Source organism: Achromobacter sp. JCM 18799, assembly GCF_055395645.1.
In genome coordinates, this window is sequence record NZ_AP043866.1 from 5826684 (window position 1) to 5852938 (window position 26255).

At 66.6% G+C, this 26255-nt stretch carries 29 protein-coding genes and 3 pseudogenes; 31 read left to right on the forward strand and 1 reads right to left on the reverse strand.

Translation table 11 applies throughout. The features are described from left to right. Positions 1 to 14 precede the first annotated feature (14 nt). The 17 genes from ACZ5YA_RS27485 (at position 15) to ACZ5YA_RS27565 (ending at position 16299) form a co-directional block, all read left to right on the forward strand. The gene (locus tag ACZ5YA_RS27485) at positions 15 to 890 is read left to right on the forward strand and encodes a ParA family protein (RefSeq protein WP_042992897.1); all 876 of its coding nucleotides are present in this window, start codon (positions 15 to 17) and stop codon (positions 888 to 890) included. Next, positions 874 to 1143, forward strand: a complete 270-nt coding sequence (locus ACZ5YA_RS27490) for a hypothetical protein (protein WP_042992896.1) — start codon at positions 874 to 876, stop codon at positions 1141 to 1143. The genes ACZ5YA_RS27485 and ACZ5YA_RS27490 overlap by 17 nt, the downstream gene beginning before the upstream one ends. Beyond that, positions 1136 to 2815: a ParB family protein gene (locus ACZ5YA_RS27495; protein WP_042992895.1), complete on the forward strand. Its 1680-nt coding sequence runs from the start codon at positions 1136 to 1138 to the stop codon at positions 2813 to 2815. Before ACZ5YA_RS27490 ends, ACZ5YA_RS27495 begins: the two co-directional genes overlap by 8 nt. 14 nt (positions 2816 to 2829) lie before the next feature. Next, positions 2830 to 3390 (forward strand): DUF2857 domain-containing protein, encoded by a 561-nt coding sequence (locus ACZ5YA_RS27500; RefSeq protein WP_023087324.1) that lies wholly within the window; start codon positions 2830 to 2832, stop codon positions 3388 to 3390. Positions 3391 to 3393: 3 nt separating this feature from the next. Then, a complete protein-coding gene (locus ACZ5YA_RS27505) occupies positions 3394 to 4626 on the forward strand; it encodes an STY4528 family pathogenicity island replication protein (protein ID WP_023087323.1) in 1233 nt (410 codons plus the stop codon). A gap of 429 nt (positions 4627 to 5055) precedes the next feature. Next, positions 5056 to 5850: a PFL_4669 family integrating conjugative element protein gene (locus ACZ5YA_RS27510; protein ID WP_023087322.1), complete on the forward strand. Its 795-nt coding sequence runs from the start codon at positions 5056 to 5058 to the stop codon at positions 5848 to 5850. Beyond that, positions 5847 to 6374, forward strand: coding sequence for a DUF3158 family protein (locus tag ACZ5YA_RS27515; protein WP_023087321.1), 528 nt, complete (start codon positions 5847 to 5849; stop codon positions 6372 to 6374). The genes ACZ5YA_RS27510 and ACZ5YA_RS27515 overlap by 4 nt, the downstream gene beginning before the upstream one ends. Before the next feature lie 73 nt (positions 6375 to 6447). Further along, positions 6448 to 6900 carry a single-stranded DNA-binding protein gene (locus tag ACZ5YA_RS27520; RefSeq protein ID WP_013391788.1) on the forward strand — a complete coding sequence of 151 codons (453 nt, stop codon included), beginning with the start codon at positions 6448 to 6450 and terminating at the stop codon, positions 6898 to 6900. A 277-nt stretch (positions 6901 to 7177) separates the two neighbouring features. Continuing rightward, positions 7178 to 9208 carry a DNA topoisomerase III gene (locus ACZ5YA_RS27525; RefSeq protein WP_042992894.1) on the forward strand — a complete coding sequence of 677 codons (2031 nt, stop codon included), beginning with the start codon at positions 7178 to 7180 and terminating at the stop codon, positions 9206 to 9208. Positions 9209 to 9739: 531 nt separating this feature from the next. After that, entirely contained in the window at positions 9740 to 11350 is a 1611-nt protein-coding gene (locus ACZ5YA_RS27530; RefSeq protein ID WP_042992893.1) for a DNA cytosine methyltransferase, read from the forward strand. 243 nt (positions 11351 to 11593) lie between these two features. After that, positions 11594 to 12151: a hypothetical protein gene (locus ACZ5YA_RS27535; protein WP_041652386.1), complete on the forward strand. Its 558-nt coding sequence runs from the start codon at positions 11594 to 11596 to the stop codon at positions 12149 to 12151. A 333-nt stretch (positions 12152 to 12484) separates the two neighbouring features. Then, positions 12485 to 12706 (forward strand): hypothetical protein, encoded by a 222-nt coding sequence (locus ACZ5YA_RS27540; protein WP_003120032.1) that lies wholly within the window; start codon positions 12485 to 12487, stop codon positions 12704 to 12706. A 21-nt stretch (positions 12707 to 12727) separates the two neighbouring features. Further along, positions 12728 to 13120 carry a hypothetical protein gene (locus ACZ5YA_RS27545; protein WP_003050375.1) on the forward strand — a complete coding sequence of 131 codons (393 nt, stop codon included), beginning with the start codon at positions 12728 to 12730 and terminating at the stop codon, positions 13118 to 13120. A gap of 182 nt (positions 13121 to 13302) precedes the next feature. After that, positions 13303 to 13989: a hypothetical protein gene (locus tag ACZ5YA_RS27550; protein ID WP_003116830.1), complete on the forward strand. Its 687-nt coding sequence runs from the start codon at positions 13303 to 13305 to the stop codon at positions 13987 to 13989. 83 nt (positions 13990 to 14072) lie between these two features. After that, on the forward strand, positions 14073 to 14810 hold the full coding sequence (locus tag ACZ5YA_RS27555) for a DUF5983 family protein (protein WP_034022477.1): 738 nt from the start codon (positions 14073 to 14075) through the stop codon (positions 14808 to 14810). Positions 14811 to 14907: 97 nt separating this feature from the next. Then, positions 14908 to 15186, forward strand: coding sequence for a hypothetical protein (locus tag ACZ5YA_RS27560; RefSeq protein ID WP_003116828.1), 279 nt, complete (start codon positions 14908 to 14910; stop codon positions 15184 to 15186). Between the two features lie 288 nt (positions 15187 to 15474). Further along, positions 15475 to 16299 (forward strand): hypothetical protein, encoded by an 825-nt coding sequence (locus tag ACZ5YA_RS27565; RefSeq protein ID WP_003098941.1) that lies wholly within the window; start codon positions 15475 to 15477, stop codon positions 16297 to 16299. Positions 16300 to 16560: 261 nt separating this feature from the next. Here the strand turns inward: ACZ5YA_RS27565 and merR are convergent, their stop codons facing one another. Further along, positions 16561 to 16968: an Hg(II)-responsive transcriptional regulator gene (gene merR / locus ACZ5YA_RS27570; RefSeq protein WP_003098939.1), complete on the reverse strand. Its 408-nt coding sequence runs from the start codon at positions 16966 to 16968 to the stop codon at positions 16561 to 16563. Positions 16969 to 17039: 71 nt separating this feature from the next. Between merR and merT the strand changes: the two genes are divergently transcribed. The 14 genes and pseudogenes from merT to ACZ5YA_RS27640 all read left to right on the forward strand — a co-directional run bounded on the left by merT (position 17040) and on the right by ACZ5YA_RS27640 (position 26249). Further along, entirely contained in the window at positions 17040 to 17390 is a 351-nt protein-coding gene (gene merT / locus ACZ5YA_RS27575) for a mercuric ion transporter MerT (RefSeq protein WP_011804695.1), read from the forward strand. 12 nt (positions 17391 to 17402) lie between these two features. Beyond that, complete coding sequence (merP, locus tag ACZ5YA_RS27580; protein WP_464091485.1) at positions 17403 to 17690, forward strand: mercury resistance system periplasmic binding protein MerP; 288 nt, start codon at positions 17403 to 17405, stop codon at positions 17688 to 17690. Positions 17691 to 17700: 10 nt separating this feature from the next. Then, positions 17701 to 19389, forward strand: coding sequence for a mercury(II) reductase (gene merA, locus ACZ5YA_RS27585; protein WP_034061735.1), 1689 nt, complete (start codon positions 17701 to 17703; stop codon positions 19387 to 19389). Between the two features lie 18 nt (positions 19390 to 19407). Continuing rightward, on the forward strand, positions 19408 to 19923 hold the full coding sequence (locus ACZ5YA_RS27590; protein WP_003098931.1) for a Tn3 family transposase: 516 nt from the start codon (positions 19408 to 19410) through the stop codon (positions 19921 to 19923). After that, positions 19887 to 20405, forward strand: a pseudogene (locus tag ACZ5YA_RS27595) (Tn3 family transposase); the annotation flags it as partial. The gene ACZ5YA_RS27590 and the pseudogene ACZ5YA_RS27595, both read left to right, overlap by 37 nt. Before the next feature lie 33 nt (positions 20406 to 20438). Continuing rightward, positions 20439 to 20735 (forward strand): annotated as a pseudogene (locus tag ACZ5YA_RS27600) (DUF3085 domain-containing protein); the annotation flags it as partial. 141 nt (positions 20736 to 20876) lie between these two features. Continuing rightward, positions 20877 to 21327 (forward strand): annotated as a pseudogene (locus tag ACZ5YA_RS27605) (XF1762 family protein). A gap of 310 nt (positions 21328 to 21637) precedes the next feature. Next, positions 21638 to 22543 (forward strand): DUF3577 domain-containing protein, encoded by a 906-nt coding sequence (locus ACZ5YA_RS27610; RefSeq protein WP_003098919.1) that lies wholly within the window; start codon positions 21638 to 21640, stop codon positions 22541 to 22543. Between the two features lie 145 nt (positions 22544 to 22688). Next, a complete protein-coding gene (locus ACZ5YA_RS27615; RefSeq protein ID WP_013391792.1) occupies positions 22689 to 23516 on the forward strand; it encodes a DUF932 domain-containing protein in 828 nt (275 codons plus the stop codon). A gap of 94 nt (positions 23517 to 23610) precedes the next feature. After that, positions 23611 to 24300 (forward strand): DUF3275 family protein, encoded by a 690-nt coding sequence (locus ACZ5YA_RS27620; RefSeq protein WP_464091486.1) that lies wholly within the window; start codon positions 23611 to 23613, stop codon positions 24298 to 24300. Between the two features lie 94 nt (positions 24301 to 24394). Beyond that, complete coding sequence (locus tag ACZ5YA_RS27625) at positions 24395 to 24736, forward strand: hypothetical protein (RefSeq protein WP_003116822.1); 342 nt, start codon at positions 24395 to 24397, stop codon at positions 24734 to 24736. Between the two features lie 104 nt (positions 24737 to 24840). Further along, positions 24841 to 25248, forward strand: coding sequence for a hypothetical protein (locus ACZ5YA_RS27630; RefSeq protein WP_003116821.1), 408 nt, complete (start codon positions 24841 to 24843; stop codon positions 25246 to 25248). 16 nt (positions 25249 to 25264) lie between these two features. Beyond that, complete coding sequence (locus tag ACZ5YA_RS27635; protein WP_003090124.1) at positions 25265 to 25525, forward strand: hypothetical protein; 261 nt, start codon at positions 25265 to 25267, stop codon at positions 25523 to 25525. Between the two features lie 76 nt (positions 25526 to 25601). Next, positions 25602 to 26249, forward strand: coding sequence for a hypothetical protein (locus ACZ5YA_RS27640; protein ID WP_003116820.1), 648 nt, complete (start codon positions 25602 to 25604; stop codon positions 26247 to 26249). Positions 26250 to 26255: the final 6 nt, after the last annotated feature.

The following is a 26255-nucleotide window of genomic DNA, read 5'->3' on the forward strand; positions in this document are numbered from 1 at the left end:
AGCCGGAGAGCGCCATGCAGGTCGTATCCATCATTTCAACGAAGGGCGGCGTCGGCAAGACCACGACGGCCGCCAACCTGGGCGGGCTCGCCGCGGACGCGGGCCTGCGCGTGCTGCTGCTCGATCTCGACGTGCAACCCACCTTGTCCTCCTATTACGAGTTGGCGCATCGCGCACCCGGCGGCATCTATGAGCTGTTGGCCTTCAACGAGCGCGACCTCGGCCAGCTCGTGTCCCGCACGGTCGTCGCGGGCCTGGACCTGGTGCTGTCCAACGACCATCGGGGCGAGCTGAACACCTTGCTGCTGCACGCGCCGGACGGGCGCCTGCGGCTGCGGCATCTGTTGCCGGTGCTTGTTCCCCTCTACGACCTGGTGCTGATCGACACCCAGGGCGCGCGCTCGGTGTTGCTGGAAATGGCGGTGCTCGCTTCCAACCTTGCGCTGTCGCCCGTCACGCCGGAAATCCTCGCGGCCCGCGAGCTGCGGCGCGGCACCATGCAGTTGCTCGAAGACATTGCGCCGTACCGGCACCTGGGCATCGAGCCGCCGCCGCTGCATCTGCTCATCAACCGCGTCCATCCGGTGTCCGCCAATGCACGGCTGATCCAGCAGGCTCTGCGCGACCTCTTTCAAAACCATGCCGGCATCCGCGTGCTGACCACGGACGTACCGGCCATCGAAGCCTATCCGCGCGCCGCAACGCGCGGCCTGCCGGTGCATCGGGTCGAAAACCGCCAGCCGGCCGGCAGAGTCGCCCCGGCCGCGCTCGATACGATGCGCGCACTCGCGAGCGAGTTGCTCCCACAATGGCAGGACCGACTGGCTCAAGTATCCGGCCGCCCGCAGCGACCTCTTGATCCTGGGAGGCCCCATGGCGAACGCACATGAGCTGGCCCGCGGGCATAAGCGGCTGCGCGCCCTGATCGAGTTCGCGGTCGGTGAAGGCTGGCACGTCAAGCGCACGCCGGGCGGGCACCTCAAGTTCACCAAGGCCGGCTGCGCGGCAATCTACACCAGCTCGACCGCGAGCGACCACCGGGCCGAATTGAACGCCCGTGCCCAGATCCGCCGCGCCGAGCGAGAAGCCCGCTTGGCGCCGGTCGGCGGTCGCGGGGACTGCGAGGGGTACGGCCATGGCTGACATGACCTCGCAGGACATGGCCGGCAAGCTGCTCGCGGCCGGCTTCGAGCGCAGTGGCCCAGCGGCTACGGCCTTGACCGATCCGATCGCCGACACACCCATGGTCGTGACGCTGGACCAGTTGCGGCCCTACGACCATGACCCGCGCATGAAGCGCAACCCCGCCTACGAGGAAATCAAGGCGTCCATCCGCGAGCGCGGCCTGGACGCGGCGCCGACCATCACGCGCCGGCCCGGCGAGGACCACTACATCATCCGCAACGGCGGCAACACGCGGCTGGCGATCCTGCGCGAACTCTGGTCGGAGACCAAGGAAGAACGCTTCTTCCGCATATCGTGTCTGTTCCGGCCATGGCCGGAGCGCGGTGAAATCGTCGCGCTGACCGGGCATCTTGCCGAGAACGAACTGCGCGGCGGCCTCACATTCATCGAGCGCGCGCTCGGCGTCGAGAAAGCACGCGAGTTCTACGAGCAGGAGAGCGGCGCCGCCCTGAGCCAGTCAGAGCTGGCCCGCCGCCTGGCGGCCGATGGGTTTCCCGTCCAGCGGTCACACATCACCCGCATGGCCGACGCGGTGCGCTACCTGCTGCCCGCCATTCCCACTGTGCTCTATGGCGGCCTGGGGCGCCACCAGGTCGAGCGGCTGTCGGTCATGCGCACGGCCTGCAAGCGCACCTGGGAGCACTATGCCAAGGACCGCACGCTGCCGCTGGACTTTGACAGCTTCTTTCAGGAGGTGCTGGCGCAGTTCGACACGCAGGGCGACGAGTTCGCGCCGCAGCGCGTGCAGGACGAGCTGATCGGCCAGATGTCCGAGCTGCTGGGCGTCGGCTACGACGTGTTGGCGCTGGATCTGACCGAATCGGAAAGCCGCCACCGGGCGCTGGTCAGCGATCCGACGCCACCTGCGGCGCCGCCGGCGTTGCCTTCGCCCACCGCCAGCACGCCGACTCCCCCGGGCGCAGCATCGTCCATTGCCACGCCTGCACCAGCGGCCAGTCCATCACCCGCCAGCCCAGCGGTGTCCGAGCCCACTTTGCGCCACGACGACACGGCGGCTGGCGCAGCGGCCACGGGAAGCCAGGCGGCCGCACCGGGCGATCTGCTTCGCGAGCACATCGTCTCGCCGGCACCGACGACCGAGCGGCTGCAGTCGATCCAGCGCATGGTCGCCGACCAGTTGGGCGATGCGCTGCCGCCCGACTTCTCGGCGAGCGTGCTGCAGTCCATCCCGGTGCAAGCCGGCGGGCTCTATCCGATCTCCGACGTCTGGTACATCGACGCCGGCCTGGACACGCCCGATCGGCTGCGCATCCACATCGCGCAGTTCGCGCGTGAAATTGCCGGCGAGGCTGGCCTGGACGAGTGCATCGAGGACCGCGCCGACGGCATCGGGTTTGCGTGCCGCGCCCACGGCCAAGCCCCGTCGCCGCTCGGCCGCGCGGTGCTGACGCTGCTCGCTTCCCTGACGGGTCAGCCCGTCGCCGAAGCGGGCGTGGACGGCGCGCAGCTTGCCACCGACCTGCCGACCCTGTTGCATGGCCAGAGCCAAGGCCATGGCAGCGGCGCAAGCCGCTTGAGCGACACGGCTTTGGTCAAGCTATTTCGGCTGCTCCGTCTGGCGCGGCGTCTGCTGGACCTGGAAGCCGGCTCCTCGGCGCCCGGGACGTGAGCGAGGGAGGCCGCATGTCCACATCGCATCCGCTCAACCAGGCCGTGATTGCCCAGGCGCTGTATGACCTTCGCAACGGCCAGCTGCGCCGCTGCAAGGCCATGGGCTTCGGCGAGGCCGAGCTGGATGCGCTCAAGCATCCCGCGCTGATCAGCGTGCTGGCCAACGCCAGCGTCTCGTGGTGCTCGGTCACGGTCAACCGCGAAGTGCTGCAGCGCCTGCTCAACCAGGCACAGGACGTGGAGAAGGAAATCGCCACGGTCGATCGCATGCTGCGGTTGGGGGGCAGCACGGAGATGGTCAGCCGCTTCTATGGCCTGACCCATCAGGAAGTCGCCTTGAGGCGGGAGATCCTCGGCCTGCCCAAGCGCAAGGGGCGCCACCCCGTCCTGGACGAGACTCAGGACACCGAACTGTGGCGGCAATGGAAAGCCATGACCAGCAGCAGGAACGTCGATCTGGAGGACGAGACCTCAGTTCTCGATGCGGCCATGGACCTGGCCGAGGGCATGTCACTGCCGCTCTCGGTGGTCTGGGCCGCGATCAGGAACTGGGTCGATCAGGGATTGGGCTAGGCCATGGCCGTGGACGACACCGCCCCACGAGCCCAGCGCCCTGGCCCCATCGCCCTCGCCGACCTGTTCGACGCTGCGCTGAAGGACCTCACGCCCAAGCCAAATCCCAGCGCGCCAGCGCCCATGGCAGTGCCCACGCCTGCGGCGTCCGGCGACGCCTTCCTGTTCAGTGGCAATCGGCATGAGAGCGTGCCGCGGCGGCTGTTCCTCGACCGCCGCCTGACACCGCTGGAGCGCAACGCCTGGCAGGTGTTCCGGCTGATGCTCAACGACGACGGCGTCACGGCGTTCCCGACCTATGAGCAGTTGCGCCCCTGGCTGGCGTCCATGCCCTGCGCGGGACAAGCCTCCCACGAGACCGTCGCGCGGGCGCTGACGCTGCTGCGCCTGACGCGCTGGCTGAGCCTCGTGCGGCGACGGCGCGACCCCAAGACCGGCCGCATCCTCGGCAACCTCTACGTCCTGCACGACGAACCCCTGACACCGTTCGAGGCCATGCAACTCGACGCCGACTACCTGGCCCTGGTCAGCCAGTCGCTGGGGCATTCGGCCAAGGCCGTTCAGGTGGTGGGACTCAATACCCTCCAGGAGATCGCGGACGACCCGATGTTGTCCGGACGCACCTTGCCGTCGCGGCTGCAAGTGCTCGCCGAGCGCCTGGCCGACCAGGGCATCACCGCCTCCGAAAGTTATCCACAGGAGGATGCGATCCACGATTCCGAAGAAGGGCTCACAAGCCTTCTTCGGAATGGCGAACGCCCCTCTTCGGAATCCGAAGCAGGGCCGAAACCCGCGCCAGACGGCGCTCTTCGGAATCCGAAGCAGGACCGTACAGTACGTAGTAGTCGTATTGATGAAGTACGTACTACCGCGCAGGCGCGCGCGCTGGGCGACCTGCAATGGCCCAAACGCTTCACGGATCTGAAAGCGGAACAGCAGGCCGGCGTCAGGATGGCGTTGCAGCAAGTGGACGCTGCCCTGCGGCAGGCCGTGCTGGACGAATGGGCCGCACGGTGCGGCAAGCATGGCATCCGCAACCCCGCCGGATATCTGTTCGGCATCATCCAGCGCGCCATGCGCGGCGAGTTCAATGCCTGGGCCAAGCAGACCGGCCCGGCACCGCCAACACCATCGGCGACGCGAGCGCCACCATCCGAGCCGCCGCGCAACGTCGTGCCGCCCGAGGTGGCCCGGCAGCACATCGAGCGCCTGCGCGACCTGCTGCGCAAGACCTGAGCGCAGGGCTTGGCAAAGCCGTGAAGTAGACGTCTATGGCGGTCAACAGAACGGTCCCCAGGGGACGGCTGTGCGGTGAAGCGCCGGGCGACGGCGCGACCCGCTGCGCGAAACCTGGGCAAAGCGCCTTGGCAAGGCCATGAAGCAGACCTCCATGGCGCTCAACGGAACGGTCCCCTGGGGACGGCTGCGCGGCGAAGGATCGTGTCGAACGGCAGCGCGACGTGCGGTGCAGCACGCATACCGTCAACAACCGAGGACGGGAACGCCGACGTAAGTGCCTATCTGCGGAGCGGTCCCCAGGGGACCGTTGCGCGCTGCACCGCCAGCGCGCACAGAACCGGGGCCGGCTCATTTCGGTTTGTTGACTGACTGCCTTCCGCCGCATGCGGATGCTGGCGGCTCCCTGTCCACCAGCGAGCGATCACCATGGCAACCAGCAACGAACCATTGCAACTCAACCTCGGCTCCCTGCGCAGCGCGATGTCGCTGACGCTGCACACCCACCACGCCTCGCGCATCTGGCATGGCCGCGCCGCCGCTGAGGGGCGACCTGGCATCGTCGGCCTGAACGGCTACATCGCCGTCATGAACAAGATGAAGCGCGGCTCGGAGCAGGACGACCCGTACAGCGACTGGTGGATGCTGCGCATTGAAGACAAGCTCGACCAGACCAAGACCACGCTGCAGACGCTGCGCGAACAGGTGGACCAGGCCCTGGCCGGCGTGCCCGCCGCGTTGACCCTGGGCGAGAATCTCAACGTGCAGCCCGTCAAGCTGCCGCTGTTCGTCAATGCGCAGTTGGGCTTTGCCGCCGTCTATCTCCTGGCCGACTACGACGACATCGCGCGCAAGCTGATCCTCGCCCACCACACCGCGCTGATCGACCGCAGCACTTTGGAGCGCTGGCTCAACGAGGGCGCGCACGCGCTGCGCAGCCTGTTCTCGCTGGCCCAGCAGTACCGCTACTCGGGCTGCACGCGCGACGACTTCGCGGCGAAGAATGCCGCAGCGCGGGCCGCGCTGGAGAAGTTCGGCGAGTTGCCGCAGGACGTCCTCGAAGGCACGCACCGCTCGAAGTTTGCGCCACCCATCGTGCGCCGTGGTCTACAACAGCGCGGTGAGAGTCCTGCCGCAGCCGCTACCAGCGCCGATGGTGATGCGGCCGCTGCTGCCGACCCGTCCGAAGGCGCAGCCACTGCCGGCGAGGACGAATCCGCATGAGCGATCTGTACCAGCCGACCCGCTACTTCCGGGGCCTGCAACAGGGAGCCTTCATGCGCCTGGAGCACGCGGCCTCTCTAAAAGGCCTTTTAAAGCCTTTTAAAGGTAAAGGGGACTTGGAGGCCTGGGCCAGCCAGTGCTTCGCCATGCGCGACGAGTTGATCGGCCTGGCGCAGCGACAAGTGCTGCAACAGGCCAGTGGGCATCCCTTCCACCTGCTGCCCGTGGAACTGGCCCAGCAGACCACTGGCGCGGGAACGACGTTCCTGCGCTGGCGCAGGCACGACCGCTCGGCCATGGGCGTGGCCCTGTGGCAGGAGCTGATGGCGAGCACCAGCACGCCGGTCAACCTGCTGGCCGACCTGCACGCGATCGAGCTGCAGCGCATCACGCTGAACATGCAGATCAGCCTGTTGCACACCCTGGGCAGGCAGGCCCAGGAGTGCGCCAGCAAGGCCGCCGAGGCGGAAGACGCCTACCTGCGCCGGCTCGCGTCCATCCCCCCCGCAGTGCGCGATCGGTGATCGCGTCGGGCACCCCAGCACGCGCCCGGCGGCAGTGAGGCGCGGGTATTTCAACCACCACGGAGATCACACCATGAGCACGCATTTTTCCGGCGAAGGCAACATCGGCTCGCCCCCCGAGTACCGGGAGTTCCCCAACGGCAACGACGAACCGCGGCGCTTGCTGCGGCTGAACGTCTATTTCGACAACCCCGTTCCCACCAAGGGCGGCGACTATGAGGATCGCGGCGGCTTCTGGGCGCCGGTGGAAATCTGGCACCGCGACGCCGCGCATTGGAAGGACCTCTACCAGAAGGGCATGCGCGTGCTGGTCGTCGGCCGCATGGAGCGCGAACCCTGGACCGACAACGAGGAGCAGCCGCGCGAGACCTGGCAGATCAACGCGCGCAGCGTCGGCATCCTGCCGTTCCGCATCGAGTCCGTCGTCCTCAGCCCCAAACCGCAGGAGACCGCGCAGGACGCGCAGCCCAAGCCCCAGCCCGCCCAGGAACCGGCTGCGCCGAAGGAGACCAAGAGCAGGAAGTGACCCAGCATGGGGGGCGGCCGCGGCTCTTCGCCGCCCCCCATGTCCTCGCGAGCTATCCCCTGGGGATAGCTCCACCGACGTCCACCGGCTTCCACGCGCTCCCGAACATCGCGGCTCCCGGCCAGCACACCACCGGCTGCACGCCATCCCCGCCGCAGCCATCCCATCTCGTGAAAGCGGTCGCCACCGCATGCGGCTTGTTTGCTGCTGCTTCCGCAGGCGCTCGGCATCCTCGATCCCGGCAACTCCATGAACAACGGGAAGCGGATGGACGGACATGCGGCTGTTTCTGTGCGAGAAGCCCTCCCAGGGCAAAGACATCGGCCGGATTCTCGGCGCCACCCAGCGCGGTGAAGGCTGCCTCAATGGCTCCGGCGTCACGGTCACCTGGTGCATCGGCCATCTCGTCGAAGCAGCAGCACCCGAGGTCTATGACGCGGCGCTCAAGCGCTGGTCGCTGGAGCAGTTGCCCATCATTCCCCAGCAGTGGCGGGTCGAGGTCAAGCCGAAGACCGCCACGCAGTTCAAGGTCGTCAAGGCGCTTCTGGCGAAGGCGACCCACCTTGTCATTGCCACCGACGCCGACCGCGAGGGCGAGCTGATCGCCCGCGAGATCATCGACCTGTGCGGCTACCGCGGTCCCATCGAACGCCTGTGGCTGTCGGCGCTCAACGATGCGTCCATCCGCACCGCGCTCGCCAAGCTGCGGCCCTCGGCCGAGACACTGCCGATGTATTACTCGGCGCTGGCGCGCTCGCGCGCCGACTGGCTTGTGGGCATGAACCTCAGCCGGCTGTTCACCGTGCTCGGGCGGCAAGCCGGCTACGACGGCGTGCTGTCGGTCGGGCGTGTACAGACCCCGACGCTCAAACTCGTGGTGGACCGTGACCGAGAGATCGCGGCCTTCGTGTCCGTGCCGTACTGGGCCATCGACGTGTCCTTGTCCGCAGGCGGTCAGACGTTCACCGCGCAGTGGGTGGCACCCGATGCCAGCGCCGACGACGCCGGCCGCTGCCTGCAGCAGCCCATCGCACAGCAGGCCGCGCAGCAGATCCGCGCCGCGGGCAGTGCCCAGGTGGTGTCGGTCGAAACCGAGCGCGTGCGCGAAGGCCCGCCGCTGCTGTTCGACCTGGGCACCTTGCAGGAAGTCTGTTCCAAGCAGCTTGGGCTGGACGTGCAGGAGACACTGGAAATTGCCCAGGCCCTGTACGAGACGCACAAGGCCACGACGTACCCGCGCTCGGATTCGGGCTACCTCCCCGAAAGCATGTTCGCCGAGGTGCCCACGGTCCTGGACAGCCTGCTAAAGACCGATCCCACGCTGGCCCCGATCATGGGCCAGCTCGACCGCACCCAGCGCTCGCGCGCCTGGAACGACAGCAAGGTGACGGCGCACCACGGCATCATCCCGACGCTCGAACCCGCGAACCTCTCCGCCATGAGCGAGAAGGAGCAGGCGGTGTACCGGCTGATCCGGGCGCATTACCTGGCCCAGTTCCTCCCGCACCACGAGTTCGACCGCACCGTGGCGGACCTCTCCTGCGGCCAGCAGAAGCTGGTGGCCACGGGCAAGCAGGTCTTCGTCAAGGGCTGGCGCCTGGTGCTGGCCGAGCCAGAACGTGAAGGCAGCGCCGACGAGGACGGCGATGCCCCGCGCAGCCAGGTGCTGCCCGCATTGCGCGACGGGATGGCATGTCAGGTCGCCGGGGCCGACATCAAGGCCCTCAAGACGATGCCGCCCAAGCCCTATACCCAGGGCGAACTGGTCAAGGCGATGAAGGGCGTTGCGCGTTTCGTGACCGACCCGCGCCTGAAGCAGAAGCTCAAGGACACGACGGGCATCGGCACCGAGGCGACGCGGGCCAACATCATCAGCGGGCTGATCGCCCGCGGCTACATCGTGAAGAAGGGACGCTCCATCCGCGCATCGGATGCGGCGCTCACGCTGATAGACGCCGTGCCCGCGGCGATTGCCGACCCCGGCACCACCGCCGTCTGGGAACAGGCGCTGGACATGATCGAGGCCGGACAACTCACCCTGGATGTGTTCATCGGCAAGCAGGCTGCATGGATTTCGCAGTTGATCGCGCAGTACGGCAGCACGTCCCTGTCCATCAAGGTTCCCCAAGGACCGGCTTGTCCGCAGTGCGGCGCACCCACGCGCCAGCGCACCGGCAAGAGCGGCCCGTTCTGGTCGTGCAGTCGCTACCCCGCCTGCAAAGGCACGCTGCCGGTGGCAACCGGCACGTCCAGGCGTGGTGCCTCGCGTCCACGCCGTACCAGTGGCGGTGGCTGCAAAGGCGCCTGACCGCCCCCGTTCCCCGTGAGCCATGCCCGCCATCGGCGGCGTGGCCCGTGTCCCGCATGCCCTGCGGGACGCCCCAGCGCGCAACGCCTTCTTGCTCCGTGTGCGCGTCCCGTCCGGCCGTCCCCGGCCGCGGGACCTGAAGGTGGCTTCTCCGCGAACCGCACCCCGCGCGTTCTCCTCGTCTGCATTCCTTCCGCCGCTGCGAAGGGTCCCCCGATGGCTTGCCTGTGCGAGCCATCCGGAGACCCTTCGCGGTCAGCGGTATTCGGTGCCGGTGCCCGCCGGCGCAAAAACGGGCGCCCTTTGTGCGCGGATGTGCGCCAGACGATGCCGGCCCCAGCCACGACATGGGCCGGGTGTGATTGCTTGATGAGCAGACGGTTCTAGCGACGACCGGGCCTGCCAATCAGCCCACGGGTGGTTCTTCTTTCCTCCCGAGCCGAAGGCCCCTGGGGCCTTCGGCGCCTTTCTCCTGCCTTTCAACGCCCCGGCCAGGGCGATGGCCCTGCGCCATACGAACAGGAGACCGACATGCACCCGAATCTTTGCGCACCGCCGCGCAACACGCCGCTGCTCTACGGCAGCGTCTGCAGCGGCATCGAGGCCGTGAGCCTCGCCTGGCAACCGCTCGACCTCGAAGCCGCGTGGTTCGCCGAGATCGAGCCGTTCCCGAGCGCCGTGCTCGCCCACCGTTACCCCCGCGTGCCTAACCTGGGCGACATGACCGCGATCGCCCGCCAGGTCCGCGCCGGCACCGTGCCAGCGCCCGACATCCTGGTCGGCGGCACGCCGTGCCAGTCGTTCAGCGTGGCCGGCGCGCGCCAGGGGCTGAACGACCCACGTGGTGCCTTGACCCTTGCCTATGTGGAGCTTGCAAATGCCATCGACCAAACCCGCCACCAAGACCGCCGCCCGGCGGCAACGCTCGTCTGGGAAAGCGTCCCCGGCGTCCTCAGCGACCGCAGCAACGCCTTCGGGCACTTCCTGGGAGCACTGGCTGGAGAAAGCCGTGCGCTCGAACCGCCAGGGCAAAAATGGGCGCACGCAGGTTGTGTGTCTGGACCCCGGCGCCGCATCGCCTGGCGCGTGCTCGATGCTCAATATTTCGGCGTCGCCCAACGGCGCCGTCGCGTGTTTCTTGTGGCAAGTGGTGGAGGTGGCGTCGATCCCGCCGAGGTACTTTTTGAGCGCGACGGCGTGCGCGGGGATTCTTCGCCGGGCTTCGTGCCGTGGCAAGACGCTGCCGGCGCTGCTGGATCGGGCGCTGCGGCAGCAGGCGGGTACTCGGGATATGCAGGACTGAAGCAGCCCTACGGCAAGGCCACGGTGACGTTCGGATTCGGCGGGGGCAACACCGCAGGCCCCATTGACGTCGCGGCCTGCCTGACCGCGGCACCTGGCCCGAAGAACGACTTCGAGGTCGAGACCTTCGTGGCGCAGTCCATCGCGGGCAGCATCAGCCACACGCTCAGCACCGCCAACGGCGGCAAGGGCTGCAGCGAGGACGGCACCGGCAAGGGTGTGCCGATCATCGCCTTCACCGCCCAGGGCTGCGGAGCCGATGCAACGATGGCCTGGGCACCGACGCTGCGCGCGGGCGGGCATCGCCTCAGCCACGCGAATGCCGGCGTCGTGCCGGCCATCGCGTTCGCGCAGAACTCGCGCGGCGAGCTGCGGCTGGAATCCGGCCACGGCCAGCTTGCCGGGACGCTCTCCACGGGTGGCGGCAAGCCGGGCCAGGGCCGGCCGATGGTGATCGGCGTGGCGCTGCGCGGTCGCACCGAAGGCCTGGCCGCTGAACTGGGCGATGGCGTCTCGACCGCGCTGCGCACCAGCAGCGGCGGTGCCGACAAGCCCCATGTGCTGGCACCGGACTTCGAGGCACATTTCCGCTACGACTGGAACGACCCCGGCCCGGGCGACTGGTCGCAGTGGCGGGTACGTCGGCTGATGCCTGTGGAGTGCGAGCGGCTGCAAGGCATGCCCGACGACTACACGCTGGTGCCGTACCGCGGCAAGCCCGCCGCCGACGCGCCCCGCTACAAGGCGATCGGCAACTCCATGGCCGTGCCGTGTGTCGCGTGGCTGGGCCAGCGGCTGTTGCAGTGCCCGCACAAGACGGGATCGAGCGCTTCGGATTGATGCACGACGCGGCCGGCGGGCCGCGTGATCCTCCCTCCTGCATTGCCGACGCATCGGCAACAGCCAGCAGCCAGGGTGTCAAGGCTGCCGTGGGTTCCTCCCACGCCACCCGCCAGTTCGCCCCGGCATCTCTCCGGCGAACGCTGCCCACCGGGCATCGATGCCACCTTCCTCCAACCCACGGGATGTATGCCGCGTCCCGTCAGGGGCGTGTCGTCAACCCGGTCGATAACAGGACTTCCTATGGACACCATCACCCGACAAGACCGCATCACGCTCAAGAACCTCAAGGTCGCGGATTTCGCGAGCGAGGAAACGCTGTGCTTCACCGCCACCGTCATGTTCGACGGCAGGCCCATCGCCGAAGCCCGCAATGACGGACACGGCGGCTCGACGTTCGTGCGCCCGCTGCAAGGCCAGGCCGCGCTGCTGGCCCAGGCCGAGGAATTCGCCAAGAGCCTGCCGCCGGCATCGCTCGACGTCGAACGCGAGGACGACGAGCCGCTTCTCATCGACATGACGCTCGACTTCCTCGTGGACCAGTTGGCCGATGCCATGCATGCGGAGCGCAAGCTGCGCACCGCGTTCAACCGCGACATCGGCAACAAGGTGCTGTTCATCAAGGACGGCCGGCTGCTGTTCCTCAAGGGCATCAAGCTCAAGGCCATTGCCGACCGCGCGGCGTATTTCGCAAAGCTGCGCAGCCGACAGGACCAGCCCATCATCATCCTGGCCGAGCTGCCAGCGGACGAGGCATTCGCCATCTGGAAGCAGCATGTCCTGGGTGACAAGCCCCGCTGATCCAGCCTCACCGCACCGTCATGACCGCCCCGCACTCGTTGCGGGGCTTTTCTTTGTCCTGCGCACATCAATCGGGGCTGGACCAGATGCCGATTTCCAACTGACGTGGCGCGGCACCCTCACGAAGCTGTCCGCATGTCCGCTGATTCGTCAGCACATGCCAGCAGCCAGGGTTTCAGGCTGCCGCGGGGTTCTCTCCGCGCAACCCACCAGTCCGCATCGCATCCATTGCGCGGACGCGCGTTCCCAAGACGCTGATGCTTTTTTTTCAACCGCGTGCGGGAGCTGCCATCCCGTGAGGGACAGGGCCCCGCTTTTCCAAGGAGCCCATCCATGTCCCAGCAAGCCTCTTTCGGCCGATTCGGTCAATTGGCCTTGACCTACTGCGGCAAGTTCCTGCCGCTCGAAGTCCTGCACAGCGCCGCCGGCCACTACATCGGCACGCGCGATACCGAAGGTCCCGTTTCGCGGGAATCTCGTGAGTACTTCCGCAGCCATGCTGCGGCTCAACGTGCCCTCGAAAGAGGCGGCTGGTCCCAGCTCGCCATTCCCTGATCCAACTGGAGGAATCACGTCATGAACCAGCTACTGCCGCAGGAAGTCGTCGATCAGATCGTTCGGGAAGAACGGCATTTCAGCGCTGCGCCCCAAGCCTTTTTTGAGGCCTGGAAGCGTGGTGTCGAAATCGCCGGCCCGCAATGGTTTGGCGATGGCACCCGTGAAGGTCTGAACCAGGCCAAGAGCAAGTGGGATCTGCGTCCCGACATGCTGAGGCTCAACGACGCCCTCGGCGTCCTGAGCAGCGGGGAACGCATGTTCCTGTCCGCGATGGTCAGCTTCTACAACGCGCGCGAGGGCGGTGCCATGCTCAAGCGCTGCCACTTCAACGGGTTGTCGGACTTCGACGGCCTCGATCTGCCACGTCGCCAGGTGATCGCCGACCTGCTGCTGAACTACAGCGGTTGGTGAGCCGGTCCCTGGCACACCTTCATCACTGCGTTCACGGGACCCCATGAGGGACATGCGCCTCGTTCGAGGCCATGTCCCTCGCGTTTTCTCCCCGCCCAGCGCCATCCGGCATCAGGCGGTTTCCCCTGCGGATGCCATCGTCCGCAAGGGCTGGCTCCGTTCATTCATCGAAAGGAGCCTTCATGGCCAACAACTACTACGAAGCCACCGGCGTTCTCGTGCTCGACCGTGTGACGCCCGTCATCCAGGCGCTGTTCGGCGCCTTCGCGCTGGACGAGAGCCACCCCGGCAACGGGCAGGCCTACATCGCCCAGATCGCCGAGACCACCAATCCGCAATGGCCGGACGTGCTCGATGGCCTGGAAGACCTGGCCACGCAACTCGGTATTCCGATGCCGGACGACGAAGGGCTGTCGATCCCGCCGCTGCTCGAACTGCTCGCCGTGCACTTCCGTGCCGATGAGGACGAAGAGCTGGGGAACTTGATCGACCGTCATTCGTTCGAGGACACCGCCGATCTCGACGCATTGTTTCTGATCGCCACCCGGTTCGATGACGGGCACCACCTGACCGCCATCCAGTTCGAGGGCTGCTGGTACTGCAGCAAGCCGCGGCTGTTCGAGTTCGGCGGCAACGGCTGCTACCTGAGCCGCGAGGTCCGCTTCATCAGCTCCTCCTCCCAGGCCCTCCAGCTCGGCGACCAATTGCGCAAGACCATTGTGGCCGCCGACATCGAAGAGGCTTCGGCCCTGATCGCGCTGGAGACCATCAATCTGCTGGCGGGCGTCAGCGACGAGCCATTCCGCATGAATTTGCGCCGGCGCGTCGCCGAGCGATTGGCCCAAACGCCAACGATCAGCGTCACCTGACGCTGTTTCCTTTCTTTCCACCCACCGGGGTCAATTCCCGGTGGCGGGGATTTGCTCCATCATTATTCTGTTGGAGAAATCCCATGTCCCAGAATCCCAATCCCTTTCTACGCGGCTACTGGAATCTGAAAATCGTCCGCACGCTGTCCATCAGCTACGAGGACGGAAGCCCGCATGTCTGGCGAAACATCCACCCGAGCCAGCAGCACCTCTGCGACGCGGCGCTGGTTTCTTCTCCTTGCATCATCACCAGCGACTTCGCGGTGGTCAGGACTGGCACCGAACCTGTCGGCGCCGCACTGATCGCCGAATGCGACGCGGCTGAAGGGGGCAGCGGCGAAGGCATGGTGGGTGCCGTGGTGTACGCGATCCACGGCGACGACTTCGACGGCCGCCCCGTCCACATTGGCGACACCTATTCGGCCGAGGCCGCACGGGAAGTCGTGCAGCGGTTGAGCTTCGAGACCGGCTACTACAGCCGGTGCTGGGAAATCAACAGCGCGCACATCAGCCGCGAAACCGGCCAGTACCTGGCCAACCTGGCTGACCTCGCGACGCCGGAGGCCTTTTTGTTCATCGCGTTCCGGATTCCCTACAGCCCGGCGATCGGCGTCAAGCTGATCTCCACGCCCTGGACGGACCAGCACCTGCAGGACGTCGAGGGGATCGCCGCCGAGCAGCTTCGGCAGGAGCACCGCAGCAAGGGCATGCCGGACGAGCTGGCACAGATCCTTGAACTGGCCGGCCAGGCCGACGTGCGCATCCTCATCCTCGATGCCGACGCACCCGTGTTGCCGGGCCTATCGCTGGCCGGCGAATAGCTGCCACACACATCCCCGGCCTTCCTTGTCCTCACCGCATGCCGGCCCGGTCTCCCGCCAGAGAGCCGGGCCGGCGCACTTTCACAGGAGCGATCCCATGTTCCCCGACCTCATCACACCCGCATCCGACTTCGAGCACCAACTCGGAGCCTGCGTCAACGCCATGAGCCAGGAAGATGCCATCGGCCAGATCCTGGTATTCGAGCGCATGAGCGGCACGCTGCACATGCGCCATATCGCCAGCGCCGACCTGGTGGACACCGACGTGGACGACTACGAAATGGTCGTCTTCGACGGTGGCAACACAAGCGGCGACACGTGGAAACACGTGTTCTTTCCGCGTCAGCGCGAGCACTACTTCGTGTACCAAGCCTGATTCCTCCAGCCCCTTTCGAGGGGCTTTTTCTTGCCCGCAGCACAGGAAAACGGTTGTGGTGCGGTGCCGTTTCCTGCGGGCAGGCAGACCGCCCCAGGGCCATGCTTGCCCCATGTTCGTCGGCGTTGCCGGCACATGCCCAGGCAGTCGAGACCTTCGAGGCTGCAAGCGCGGGAAACCGTGCTGGTCGTTTCTTCCTACGGACCTACCGCGTCCATCCACGCCACCCACAAGGGACCTCTCCCTTGCGGGCGGGGAATCCCTTGTTTTTCCTCAAGGAGTTTCCCCATGGATCGTTCCCTCATCAAATCCATGATGCCTTCGCTGGTCGCAGGCCATGTGCCCCGCAACGTGCGGTCGTTCAAGTACCGCGTGTTCGATGATCAGCCGCTGTCCTCAACGCTGGGCTTCGCCATCGACCCCCAACCCTTCGACGGCAAGGTGGTCGCCGCGACCGACGATGCCATCGTCGTCAAGCTCAAGCCTTCCGAGTTCGCGGTGCTCGATCCCAGCCTGGTGACCACGGTTCCTGCCGAAGGCGCCAAGGTGCATGTCCAACCCTATGCCCGTCGTCGCTTCGACGGACTGCGCGCGGACACGCCGGAGGTCATCACCGAGGAGACTTCGGACGGCACGCCGTACACCATCACGAGGCACATCCTCGGCTCGGCGCCGGCCAAGCTGCCCATTCCCACGCCGCAGTGCATGGAGTTGGGCCAGCTCATCGAGCAGTTGGAGGAGATGCCGGCCCCCGATCGCTTCCGGCGCATCACCCACATGCTGGTGGATGCCGGTGCCCGCGACTTCACCTGGGTCGATCCCACGCCCTCCAAGATCATCGAGACCCCGCCGGCGATCAGCTTCACGGTCTCGACCGCGAAGTTCGAGGGCCGGGTGACGATCCTCTACGACCGCGGCGGAGACACCTACGTGGTGGAACTGCACCGTCAGAACGGTGAATCGGTCGAACTGGTCGATCGGCACGACGAGGTGTATTTCGACATGCTCGGCGAAGTGCTGGAGAGGCTCATCGACGACGGGCGCTGGCGCCAGATCGACGTGAGCATCCTCGACGCGAAAGCGGCCCGCAAGCGCCAGGCCGTCCCGGCATGACGCCCCGCAGCGAAACCGGGCGGTCCTGCGGCTGACCCGAGGCATCCGCCACGGCGTTCCAGCCGTTCCGGCCGCGTGCACTACAGGCCCTTCATCCCATCGGATGGAGGCCTTTCTCATTCTTCCACACAGGAGATTTCATCCATGTCACTGCGATTCAAAGGCGCTGACCTGCGCCCCGTGCTGACCGAAGCCATCGCCAATCAGGGGTCGTCTCAGAAAACGGAAAAAAATCGTACGCTAAGAGCCGAAGTGGGCCCTTTAGCAGCAATGCAAAGCTGCGATCAACGGGCAGGAAACATTGCCATGGTGCGCGTTGCACTCTCTCACTAGCGTCGACAGGGCCTCTTCCATCCGCGTGAGGTCCGCCATGCGTGCGCGCACATCGGCCAGCCGGTGAGCAGCCAGTTCGGCCGCCTCGCTGCAATGGGTGCCGTCCTCCAGTTTCAGGAGCTGGCCGACTTCATCCAGGCTGAATCCCAGGCGCTGGGCTGACTTCACGAACTTCACCCGCGCCACGTCCGCCTGCCCGTAGCGGCGGATGCGACCGTAGGGCCGCTCCGGCTGGGGTAGCAAGCCCTTGAGCTGATAGAAGCGGATCGTCTCCACGTTGACCCGGGCTGCCTTGGCGAAGGCCCCGATGGTCAGATTCTCTTGAGCGTTCTCCATGGCGCTTGACTCCGTAGTTGACTACGGAAGTAACGTTACAGCATCAAGCGAAGTCCCGGAAGGAGAACCTTATGTCGGAACCCAAGAACGGCCGCGGCGCACTGGCGACCGGCGGCGTCGCGGCCGTCCTCGCCTCGGCCTGCTGCCTCGGCCCCCTTGTCCTGGTCGCGCTCGGCTTCTCTGGCGCGTGGATCGGCAACCTGACCGTGCTGGAGCCGTATCGGCCGATCTTCATCGGCGCAGCGCTCATCGCGCTGTTCTTCGCCTGGCGCAGCATCTTCCGACCAGCCCATGCCTGCAAGCCCGGCGACGTTTGCGCCGTGCCCCAAGTGCGGACTGCCTACAAGGTGATCTTCTGGATCGTGGCCGCCCTGGTTCTGGTTGCCCTCGCGTTTCCCTACGTCCTGCCGCTGTTCTACTGAAAGGAGATCACCATGAAGAAACTCACCACCCTCACCACCCTCATCGCCCTGGCCGCCGCTCTAAGCGCGCCCGCCTGGGCTGCCACCAAGACCGTCACCCTGTCGGTGCCCGGCATGACCTGCGCCGCGTGCCCGATCACGGTCAAGACGGCTCTGTCCAAGGTCGCCGGCGTCGAGAAGGCCGAAGTCAGCTTCGAGAAGCGGGAGGCCGTCGTCACCTTCGACGAGGCCAAGACCAATGCCGACGCCTTGGCCAAGGCCACCGCAAACGCGGGTTACCCGTCCAGCGTCAAGCAGTGAGGGCGTAATCATGGCCGAGGCGATCACCCTCCACATCGAAGGCATGACCTGCACGTCGTGCGCCGAGCACGTCCAGCAGGCTTTGACGAACGTGCCCGGCGTGCGCGCGGCCTCGGTGTCCTATCCGCAGCGGCAGGCCGAAATCGAGGCGGATGCAGGCGTGAGCGTGGCCCCGCTGGTTGCCGCAGTGGCCACGCTCGGCTATCGCGCACGGCTTACCGACACGCCGAACAAGCCTGCCGGCCTGCTAGACAAGGCGCTGGGCTGGCTCGGTGGCGAAACGAAGCATGTTGGCGGTGAACAAGCGCTGCACGTGGCTGTGATAGGCAGCGGCGGCGCGGCGATGGCGGCTGCCTTGAAGGCCGTGGAGCAAGGCGCCCGCGTCACGCTGATCGAGCGCGGCACCATCGGCGGCACCTGCGTCAATGTCGGCTGCGTGCCGTCCAAGATCATGATCCGCGCCGCGCACATCGTCCACCTGCGCCGCGAAAGCCCGTTCGATGCTGGCCTGCCGGCCGCAGCGCCCGCTGTACTGCGCGAGCGGCTGCTGGCCCAGCAACAAGGCCGCGTCGAGGAGCTGCGCCATGCCAAGTACGAAGGCATCCTGGCAAGCACTCCGGCCATCACCGTGCTGCGCGGCGAGGCCCGGTTCAGGGACACGCGCACGCTGACCGTGGCGACCGCTGACGGCGGCACGCACGAGGTGAACTTCGACCGCTGCCTGATTGCCACCGGCGCGAGCCCGGCGCTTCCGCCAATCCCGGGCCTTGCGGACACACCCCACTGGACCTCCACCGAGGCGCTAGAAAGCAGCTCGCTCCCCGAGCGGCTGGCCGTGATTGGTTCCTCCGTGGTGGCGGTCGAGTTGGCGCAAGCCTTCGCCCGGCTGGGCAGCCAGGTCACGATCCTGGCGCGCAGCACGCTGTTCTTCCGAGAAGACCCGGCCATCGGGGAAGCCGTAACAGACGCCTTCCGCGCCGAGGGCATCGAGGTGCTGGACCACACCCAGGCGAGCCACGTTGCCTATGCGGGCGGGGAATTCGTGCTCGCCACCGGGCAGGGGGAAGTGCGCGCCGACAAGCTGCTGGTCGCCACCGGTCGCGCGCCGAACACGCGCAGCCTGAACCTTGAAGCGGCAGGCGTCGAAGTCAATGCGCAGGGAGCCATCGTCATCGACCGCGCCATGCGCACGAGCGCACCGCACATCTTTGCTGCCGGCGACTGCACCGACCAGCCGCAGTTCGTCTATGTGGCGGCGGCGGCCGGCACGCGCGCCGCGATCAACATGACCGGCGGCGACGCGGCGCTGGACCTGACGGCGATGCCGGCGGTGGTGTTCACCGATCCGCAGGTGGCGACCGTGGGCTACAGCGAGGCGGAAGCGCACCACGACGGCATCGAGACCGACAGCCGGCTGCTGACGCTCGACAACGTGCCGAGGGCGCTCGCCAACTTCGACACGCGCGGCTTCATCAAGCTGGTGGCGGAAGCTGGCTCAGGGCGGCTGATCGGCGTACAGGCGGTCGCGCCGGAAGCGGGCGAACTGATCCAGACGGCCGCGCTGGCGATCCGCCACCGGATGACCGTGCAGGAGCTGGCCGACCAGTTGTTCCCCTACCTGACCATGGTCGAGGGACTGAAGCTCGCGGCGCAGACCTTCAACAAGGACGTGAAGCAACTGTCCTGTTGCGCCGGATGAGGAAAAGGGAGGTGTTCGATGAACGCCTACAGCCGCGCCAACCGCCGCATCTACGCGGCCTTGTCCGATCCCCTGTCGGCCACCCACCGGCACCGCCTCGACGATCTGCTCAAGCGCCACGACAACGGCAAGACGACCTGGCTGGCCTGGCTGCGCCAGTCGCCCGTCAAGCCGAACTCGCGCCACATACTCGAACACATCGAGCGCCTCAAAGCCTGGCAGGCGCTCGACCTGCCTTCCGGCATCGAGCGGTCGGTGCACCAGAACCGCCTGCTCAAGATCGCCCGCGAAGGCGGCCAGATGACGCCCGCCGATCTGGCCAAGTTCGAGGCACAGCGCCGCTACGCGACCCTGGTGCGCTCGCCATCGAGGGCATGGCCACCGTCACCGACGAAATCATCGACCTGCACGACCGCATCCTGGGCAAGCTGTTCAACGCTGCCAAGCACAAGCATCAGCAGCAGTTCCAGGCGTCCGGCAAGGCGATCAACGCCAAGGTGCGGCTGGCCACCTCGATCAAGCAGGGCACGGTGACGGCCTCGCTGATGCTCAGGAAACTCGGCAGCTACCCGCGCCAGAACGGCCTGGCCGTGGCGCTGCGCGAGCTGGGCCGCATCGAGCGAACGCTGTTCATCCTGGACTGGCTGCAAAGCGTCGAGCTGCGCCGCCGCGTGCATGCCGGACTGAACAAGGGCGAAGCCCGCAACGCGCTAGCCCGCGCCGTGTTCTTCAACCGGCTGGGCGAAATCCGCGACCGCAGTTTCGAGCAGCAGCGCTACCGGGCCAGCGGCCTCAACCTGGTGACGGCGGCCATAGTGTTGTGGAACACGGTCTATCTGGAACGGGCCTCAAACGCCTTACGCGGTCACGGCCAGACTGTCGATGACGCCCTGTTGCAGTACCTGTCGCCGCTGGGCTGGGAGCACATCAACCTGACCGGCGATTACCTCTGGCGCAGCAGCGCCAAGATCGGCGCGGGCAAGTTCAGGCCGCTACGACCGCTGCAACCGGCTTAGCGTACGATTTTTTCCGTTTTCTGAGACGTCCCCAATCAGTGCCGCATTGTCCTGGTCAAGGATCAGGGCGTGTACTTCCTCGCCGAGCGTGGGGAGCGTCGCCCGGATGGGCGCCAGGCACTGCTCGCCTACGCCGTCGGATGCAACCCGGACACCGACCCGTTCGATGACTGGTGGCACCTCGCCGGCCGCGAGCTGGGCGGCGATGACTTCGCGGAGTATTTCGACCCGAAGGACGGCCTGTTCACGCGCCTCCAGCACTCGGCGGACGATCTCGTGCTTTCCGCCACCGCCACGCACCTGTCCTTAGCAGTGGTGCCTCCCGCCTGACGCGGCAACCGCCTCGCAGCCCCCGCATCGGGGGCCTTCTTTTGTTCGCACCGCCGCCATCGCCGCGCGTGCGCGTTTGTCTCCAGCCGCCGAGGCACGCCCCGCCGGCCACAACGCCGGCATGCCACCGGAGACAACCGCATGAACACGCCATCGACCTCGCCGAGGCTGCACCTCCTACCGGTGTCGCTGCGCACGGCCAATGCATTCGTTCTGTCGCACCATCGCCACCACCGCCCGGTCCAGGGCGCGAAGTTCGCCCTGGCCGTCACGCTGAGCGACAGCGACCTGATCCACGGCGTGGCCATTGTCGGCCGCCCGGTCGCGCGGCACCTGGACGCTGGAAGTCACGCGGCTGTGCACCGACGGCACACCCAGCGCCTGCAGCAAGCTCTACGGCGCGGCCTGGCAGGCGGCAAGGGCGCTGGGCTACATACGCCTGCTCACCTACACCATGCCCGACGAAGGTGGCGCCAGCCTGCGCGCCGCCGGCTGGCGGCTGATCGGCGCGCGCGGTGGCGGCGCCTGGAGCCGTCCCGGCCGTCCGCGCGCCGATACCCCCGAGCACCTGCGCGGCGCCAAGTGCCTGTGACAGGCGCCGGGTGGCGCGGACAAAGGGAAGCGCCCGGGTGCCGATTGATTGCTGCCGCGCGCGCGAGGCCCCGCCATGCTGGCCCCATGCCTGCTGACGTCGTCAGCGACATGCCAGGCAACCATCGGTCTTCGAGGTTGCGGCGCAGTTCCCACTGCGTGACCGAGCCAGCTCGCACCGCATCCTTCCGCGAGCGGCCACCAGCCTCTGGTGGCGGATGCTTTCGCCTTATCAACCCACCGCGGGGTCACGCACCTTCCCCGCATGCGTGGGCCGGTGTGTCTCCGCTTCATCCCAATGGAGATTCACCATGAACACCACGTCCAACGAGAAATCGTATTTCGACCTCCACACCTCGGGCATCGGCTACATCCAGCGTGTCCGTGAAGTGCCCGTCCGGGGCGGCCGCCGTGCGCAGCCTTTCCTGGCATGCACCATCGCCGCGCTGGTCGGCCCCGCCCGGGACCCCAGCTACCGCTACTTCGACGTCAAGGTCTCGGGTGCCGAGGCCAAGAAGCTCGTTCAGCGCTACATCGGCGTTGACGATCCCAAGCAGCGCCCGCTGGTGCGCTTTCGCCTCGGTGACCTGTGGGGCGATGTGTACATCCGCGACAAGGGTGAGCAGAAGGGTCAGGCCGCCGCGTCCCTCAAGGCGCGACTGCTCAAGGCCGAACTGATCGACCGGGCCGAACTGGCTTCGATCGAGCAGCACGAGTTGATCACCCGCGGCATCGGCTATCTCAATCGTGTGAAGGACGTCACCCCAAAAGCTGGCGACTCGTTCCTCTCTTGCACCGTCGCGGCACTGGCCGGGCCTGTCGATGAACCGGAGTATCGGTACTTCGACACCATCGTCGCCACCCCGGAAGCCGAGCACCTGGTTCGCCGGTGCGTTCAGGCCATCGAGGGTGACCGCAAGGTGCTGATCGCCTTCCGTCTGAACGACATGAAGATCGATCCGTACATCCGCACCAAGGGTGAGCACGCCGGGGAACCGGCCGCCAGCCTGGAATCGACGCTGGTCCACATCGGTCTCATCAAGATCGACGGCACCCAGGTCTATCCGACGAGCCAGGCGCAAGCCGAGGCGCCGCCGGCCGAAGACGCATCCGCGTCCGAAGCCGACGATGCCATCGACACGGCCACCGAGCCCGCCGAGCGCGAGCCCGAGGCGCAAGTCCAGGAGCAGGAGCCGGCATTGGCTGCTTCGTTCTGATCCGGCACGGCCTCTCACGGGGCCTTGTCGCTTTTCCTCCCCACGTACGCCGCGTCCCCAGGACGCGTGCTTGCGCATTTCATCCCCCGAGTTCCGCGTGGTCTCACGGCCACGCGGTTGTCGAATTTCTCAAAGGAGATCAGCCATGTCTCTGGTATCCCGCTTTGCTCCGCAATCCCCGATCCTGCGCTCTGATCGCCCACTCTCGGACGACCGCATTCGTGCCGTCGTTCCGTCGATCTTCGCCGACGCTCCACATGGGAGCCGGTCCGATCGGTATGCCTACATACCGACCTCGACCGTGCTGACCAAGCTGCGCCAGGAGGGCTTCGAGCCCTTCATGGTGTGTCAGACGCGCGTGCGCAACGAAGACCGGCGCGAGTACACGAAGCACCTCATCCGACTTCGCCATGCAAGCCAGATCAACGGCGACGAGGCGAACGAGATCATCCTGCTCAACAGCCATGACGGCACGAGCAGCTATCAGATGCTCGCCGGCATGTTCCGGTTCGTCTGCCACAACGGCCTGGTTTGCGGTGACACCACCGCAGACATCCGCGTTCCCCACAAGGGCGACGTGGCCAGCCAGGTGATCGAAGGTGCCTACGGAGTCCTCGAAGGTTTCGAGCGCGTGCAGAACGCGCGCGATGCGATGCGCACCATCACCCTCGATGAGGGCGAAGCGGAGGTCTTTGCGAACTCTGCGCTCGCACTCAAGTACGACGATCCGGCCAAGTCCACGCCTGTCACCGAGAGCCAACTGCTGGCCCCTCGGCGATGGGACGACCGCAAGAACGACCTGTGGGCCGTCTTCAACCGCGTCCAGGAGAACCTAGTCAAAGGGGGCCTGAACGGACGCACGGCCAACGGCCGCAATCAGCGCACCCGTCCGGTGCAAGGCATCGACCAGAACCTGCGCCTGAACCGGGCGTTGTGGCTGCTGGCCGAAGGCATGCGCCAGCTCAAGGCGTGATGCCACGCGGACCTCGCCCACCTCGGGCGAGGCCATTTCCTCTCATCCACCGGGTGCCGTCGGCGGCCCGTCATTCATCATCAGGAGAACCATCATGGCAACCCCATCGGCTTCCGAGAAATCTGTTGCGCCCATCGTCGTCCCCGGCCAGCTCACGCTGCGTACCATCCGCGGCAAGAACGGCCCGTTCACGGTTGGCCGCCTCGCGACGCACCTCGGTACTTTCGAGGTCAAAGACCCGGAGCTGGAGCAGTACCCCGAAGGCAAGTACGACGGGGAATTCATCATCAGGTACATCTTCCCGAAGTCCTATCCGGTCGGCGGCGGCATGCGGTTCGAGATCCGTGCCAGCCTCGACGGCATGACGCTCAACGGCATCGACAAACTCAGCCGCGACGAAGCCCGCAGCTTCGCCACCCAGGACGTCGATCCGCTCGATGAAGAGCAAGGGGCGCAGCCTGCGGCAACGCCGGCCAAGCCCACCAAAGCGTCCAGGCCCGCCAAGCCCGCACCCGTGCAGGCGTCCGCGGACCCGCTGGTCGATACCACGCCCTTCGGCGTGGATGCGCCACCGCCTGCTACGGCCGCTGCCCCCGGCAGCACCGAAGACAGTGACGCCGCGCTCTTCGGCCTGCTGTGGCCGCTGGGCGAGTCCGTGAAACTGGATTCGACCATCGACCGCCGCACCCTGCGCGCGCAGATCGCCCGCCTGGGCGAGCTGGGCTACGCGCTGGACTTCAAGACGCAGGAGTGGAGCCGCCAGGCCGAACCAAAACCTGCGTGATCGCAGACGCCGCATGCGCGGTGTTCTTCATCCACCCGCCGGGGTTCCTTTCCCATGCGGGGGAGGCCCTGGCCATTTTCTGGAGGTCTCCATCATGTCCACCATCGCTTGCGATACCCCGCGTTCAACGCTGGATGAACCCGCGTGGCGGGACCTTTGCAAAGCGGCCGCCGCACACGCCCAGCGCGGTTGCGGCTTGTCCTACGACCACTACGTGACGCTCTTCAGTTCGGCGATCGACGCACAGGCCAATCGTTTGCCGGATGAGCAACGTGCTCAGGCTCTCGAAATCGCGGCCCAGGAATGGGACTACGCAACACCTGCCGAACGGCAGGAAACCCAGGACTGGAATGCGGAGCATGGCTATTGCTCGCACGGGATCGAGTTCGGCTACTGCCCGGCCGGTTGTGATCGAGACGATGACGACTGGGATTGAGGGCGACGCATAGGTTCCTTCGCCGCAGATGCGGCATTCCATCACCCGCTGGGGGTTCTTCCCCACGGGGAGGCCTTCAGCTCAACTTTTCGAGGAGGCCTCTCATGGGCTGGTATTTCTCAAACCAATCGCGGTCCGAACTGATCGCGGAACTGATCGCACCGCAAGAGACCGAGCGCGCCAGCGTCAAGGTCATCGCTCACACCCTGCGCGGCAACGTGCTGTGGTCCGTCGCCGAAGTGACCGCCAAGGTCGAAGGCGTGCATCGTGATCTCGCACCGGGCCAGTCCCTGCGCTACATCCGCTGCGATCTGCTTGAACGAAGCGGCGGCCAGTGGGGCTACAAGTCCTTGGACGAGTCCATGCACCCGTACTACTACACGTGCCCGCTGTCCTATCTGGACCTCGCACCGGAGCAGTCCGCCGACTGGCGTGCAGGCGTTCGCGCCTACCACGCCCGGCGGCGCACACCCACGGCATCCGCGGCATCCGCCGCGGCGTCGATGGCCTGAGCCAGGAGGAACCGACATGGACCCGATCCTGGCAACGCTTCCGCCCTCGTTGCTGGCACTCGTTGAAGGGAGTTTGTCCAACGACGAAGTGTCCTCCGACGAGGAAATGCTGGCGTACTTCATCGACAACGGCCTCACCGAGGACCAGGCACGGCAGGCACTGACCTACCGCGACCAGTACCTCAACAACATCTACCTGGAAGGCTTCACGCCGATCACTTCGGCGGACGAGCCGCTTCACTTCAACCCGCACACCCGGCAGTTCGAGCCGGACTGAGCGGTTTTCTTCCACCCCCTGGGGCAGTACTTGCCCCAGCGGGCGGTGCTGTTCCCGTTCATCCGAGGACACCACCATGCCCGCAAACACTTCTTCCACGCTGTACCGCATCGACGAATGCCCGGACGTGATGGCCGACGCCTGCGTCGGCGATGACCAGGGCAACCTGATCTTCCTGTCCATCTGGGCGCGGGACACCGCCGTCCAGCAGTTCCTCGCTCGCCTGACCCTCGGGCGCGACGAGCAGGGACTGGACCAGTTCCACGTCATCACCGACCAGGGCGGCAGCGTCCCGGTATTCATCGGCAACGTCGATCGCCTGGAAAAGCGCATCACGCGCGCGTACCGGCGGACGCTGTTCGGCTCGCTGTCCAACGTGTGGCTGTTCGACCGGCGCTGCGTCAAGCCCGACAAGGCCAACGCCAGCGCATTGGCACTGCTGCCACGCGACAGCGCCCACAGGCTTGACCGCCTGTGGATGCTGGTGCGGGACACCTGCCCGTTGCCGCTGCTCGATCACTGGCGCGAGACCGTGCTGGAACTGCTGCAAACCCGCGAGATGCTGGCCCGCCTTCCGTTCGCCCTCGGGCCGCTGGAAGGCCATCGGCTCGCCATCGACGTGCCGGCGCTGACCCTGGCGCTCGGCTCCCTGATCCGCAGCGACGCGCTCACCGCCTATCCGTATCCGGCCAAGATTTGGACGCCGGAAGCGGTAGCGGCTTGACCCACC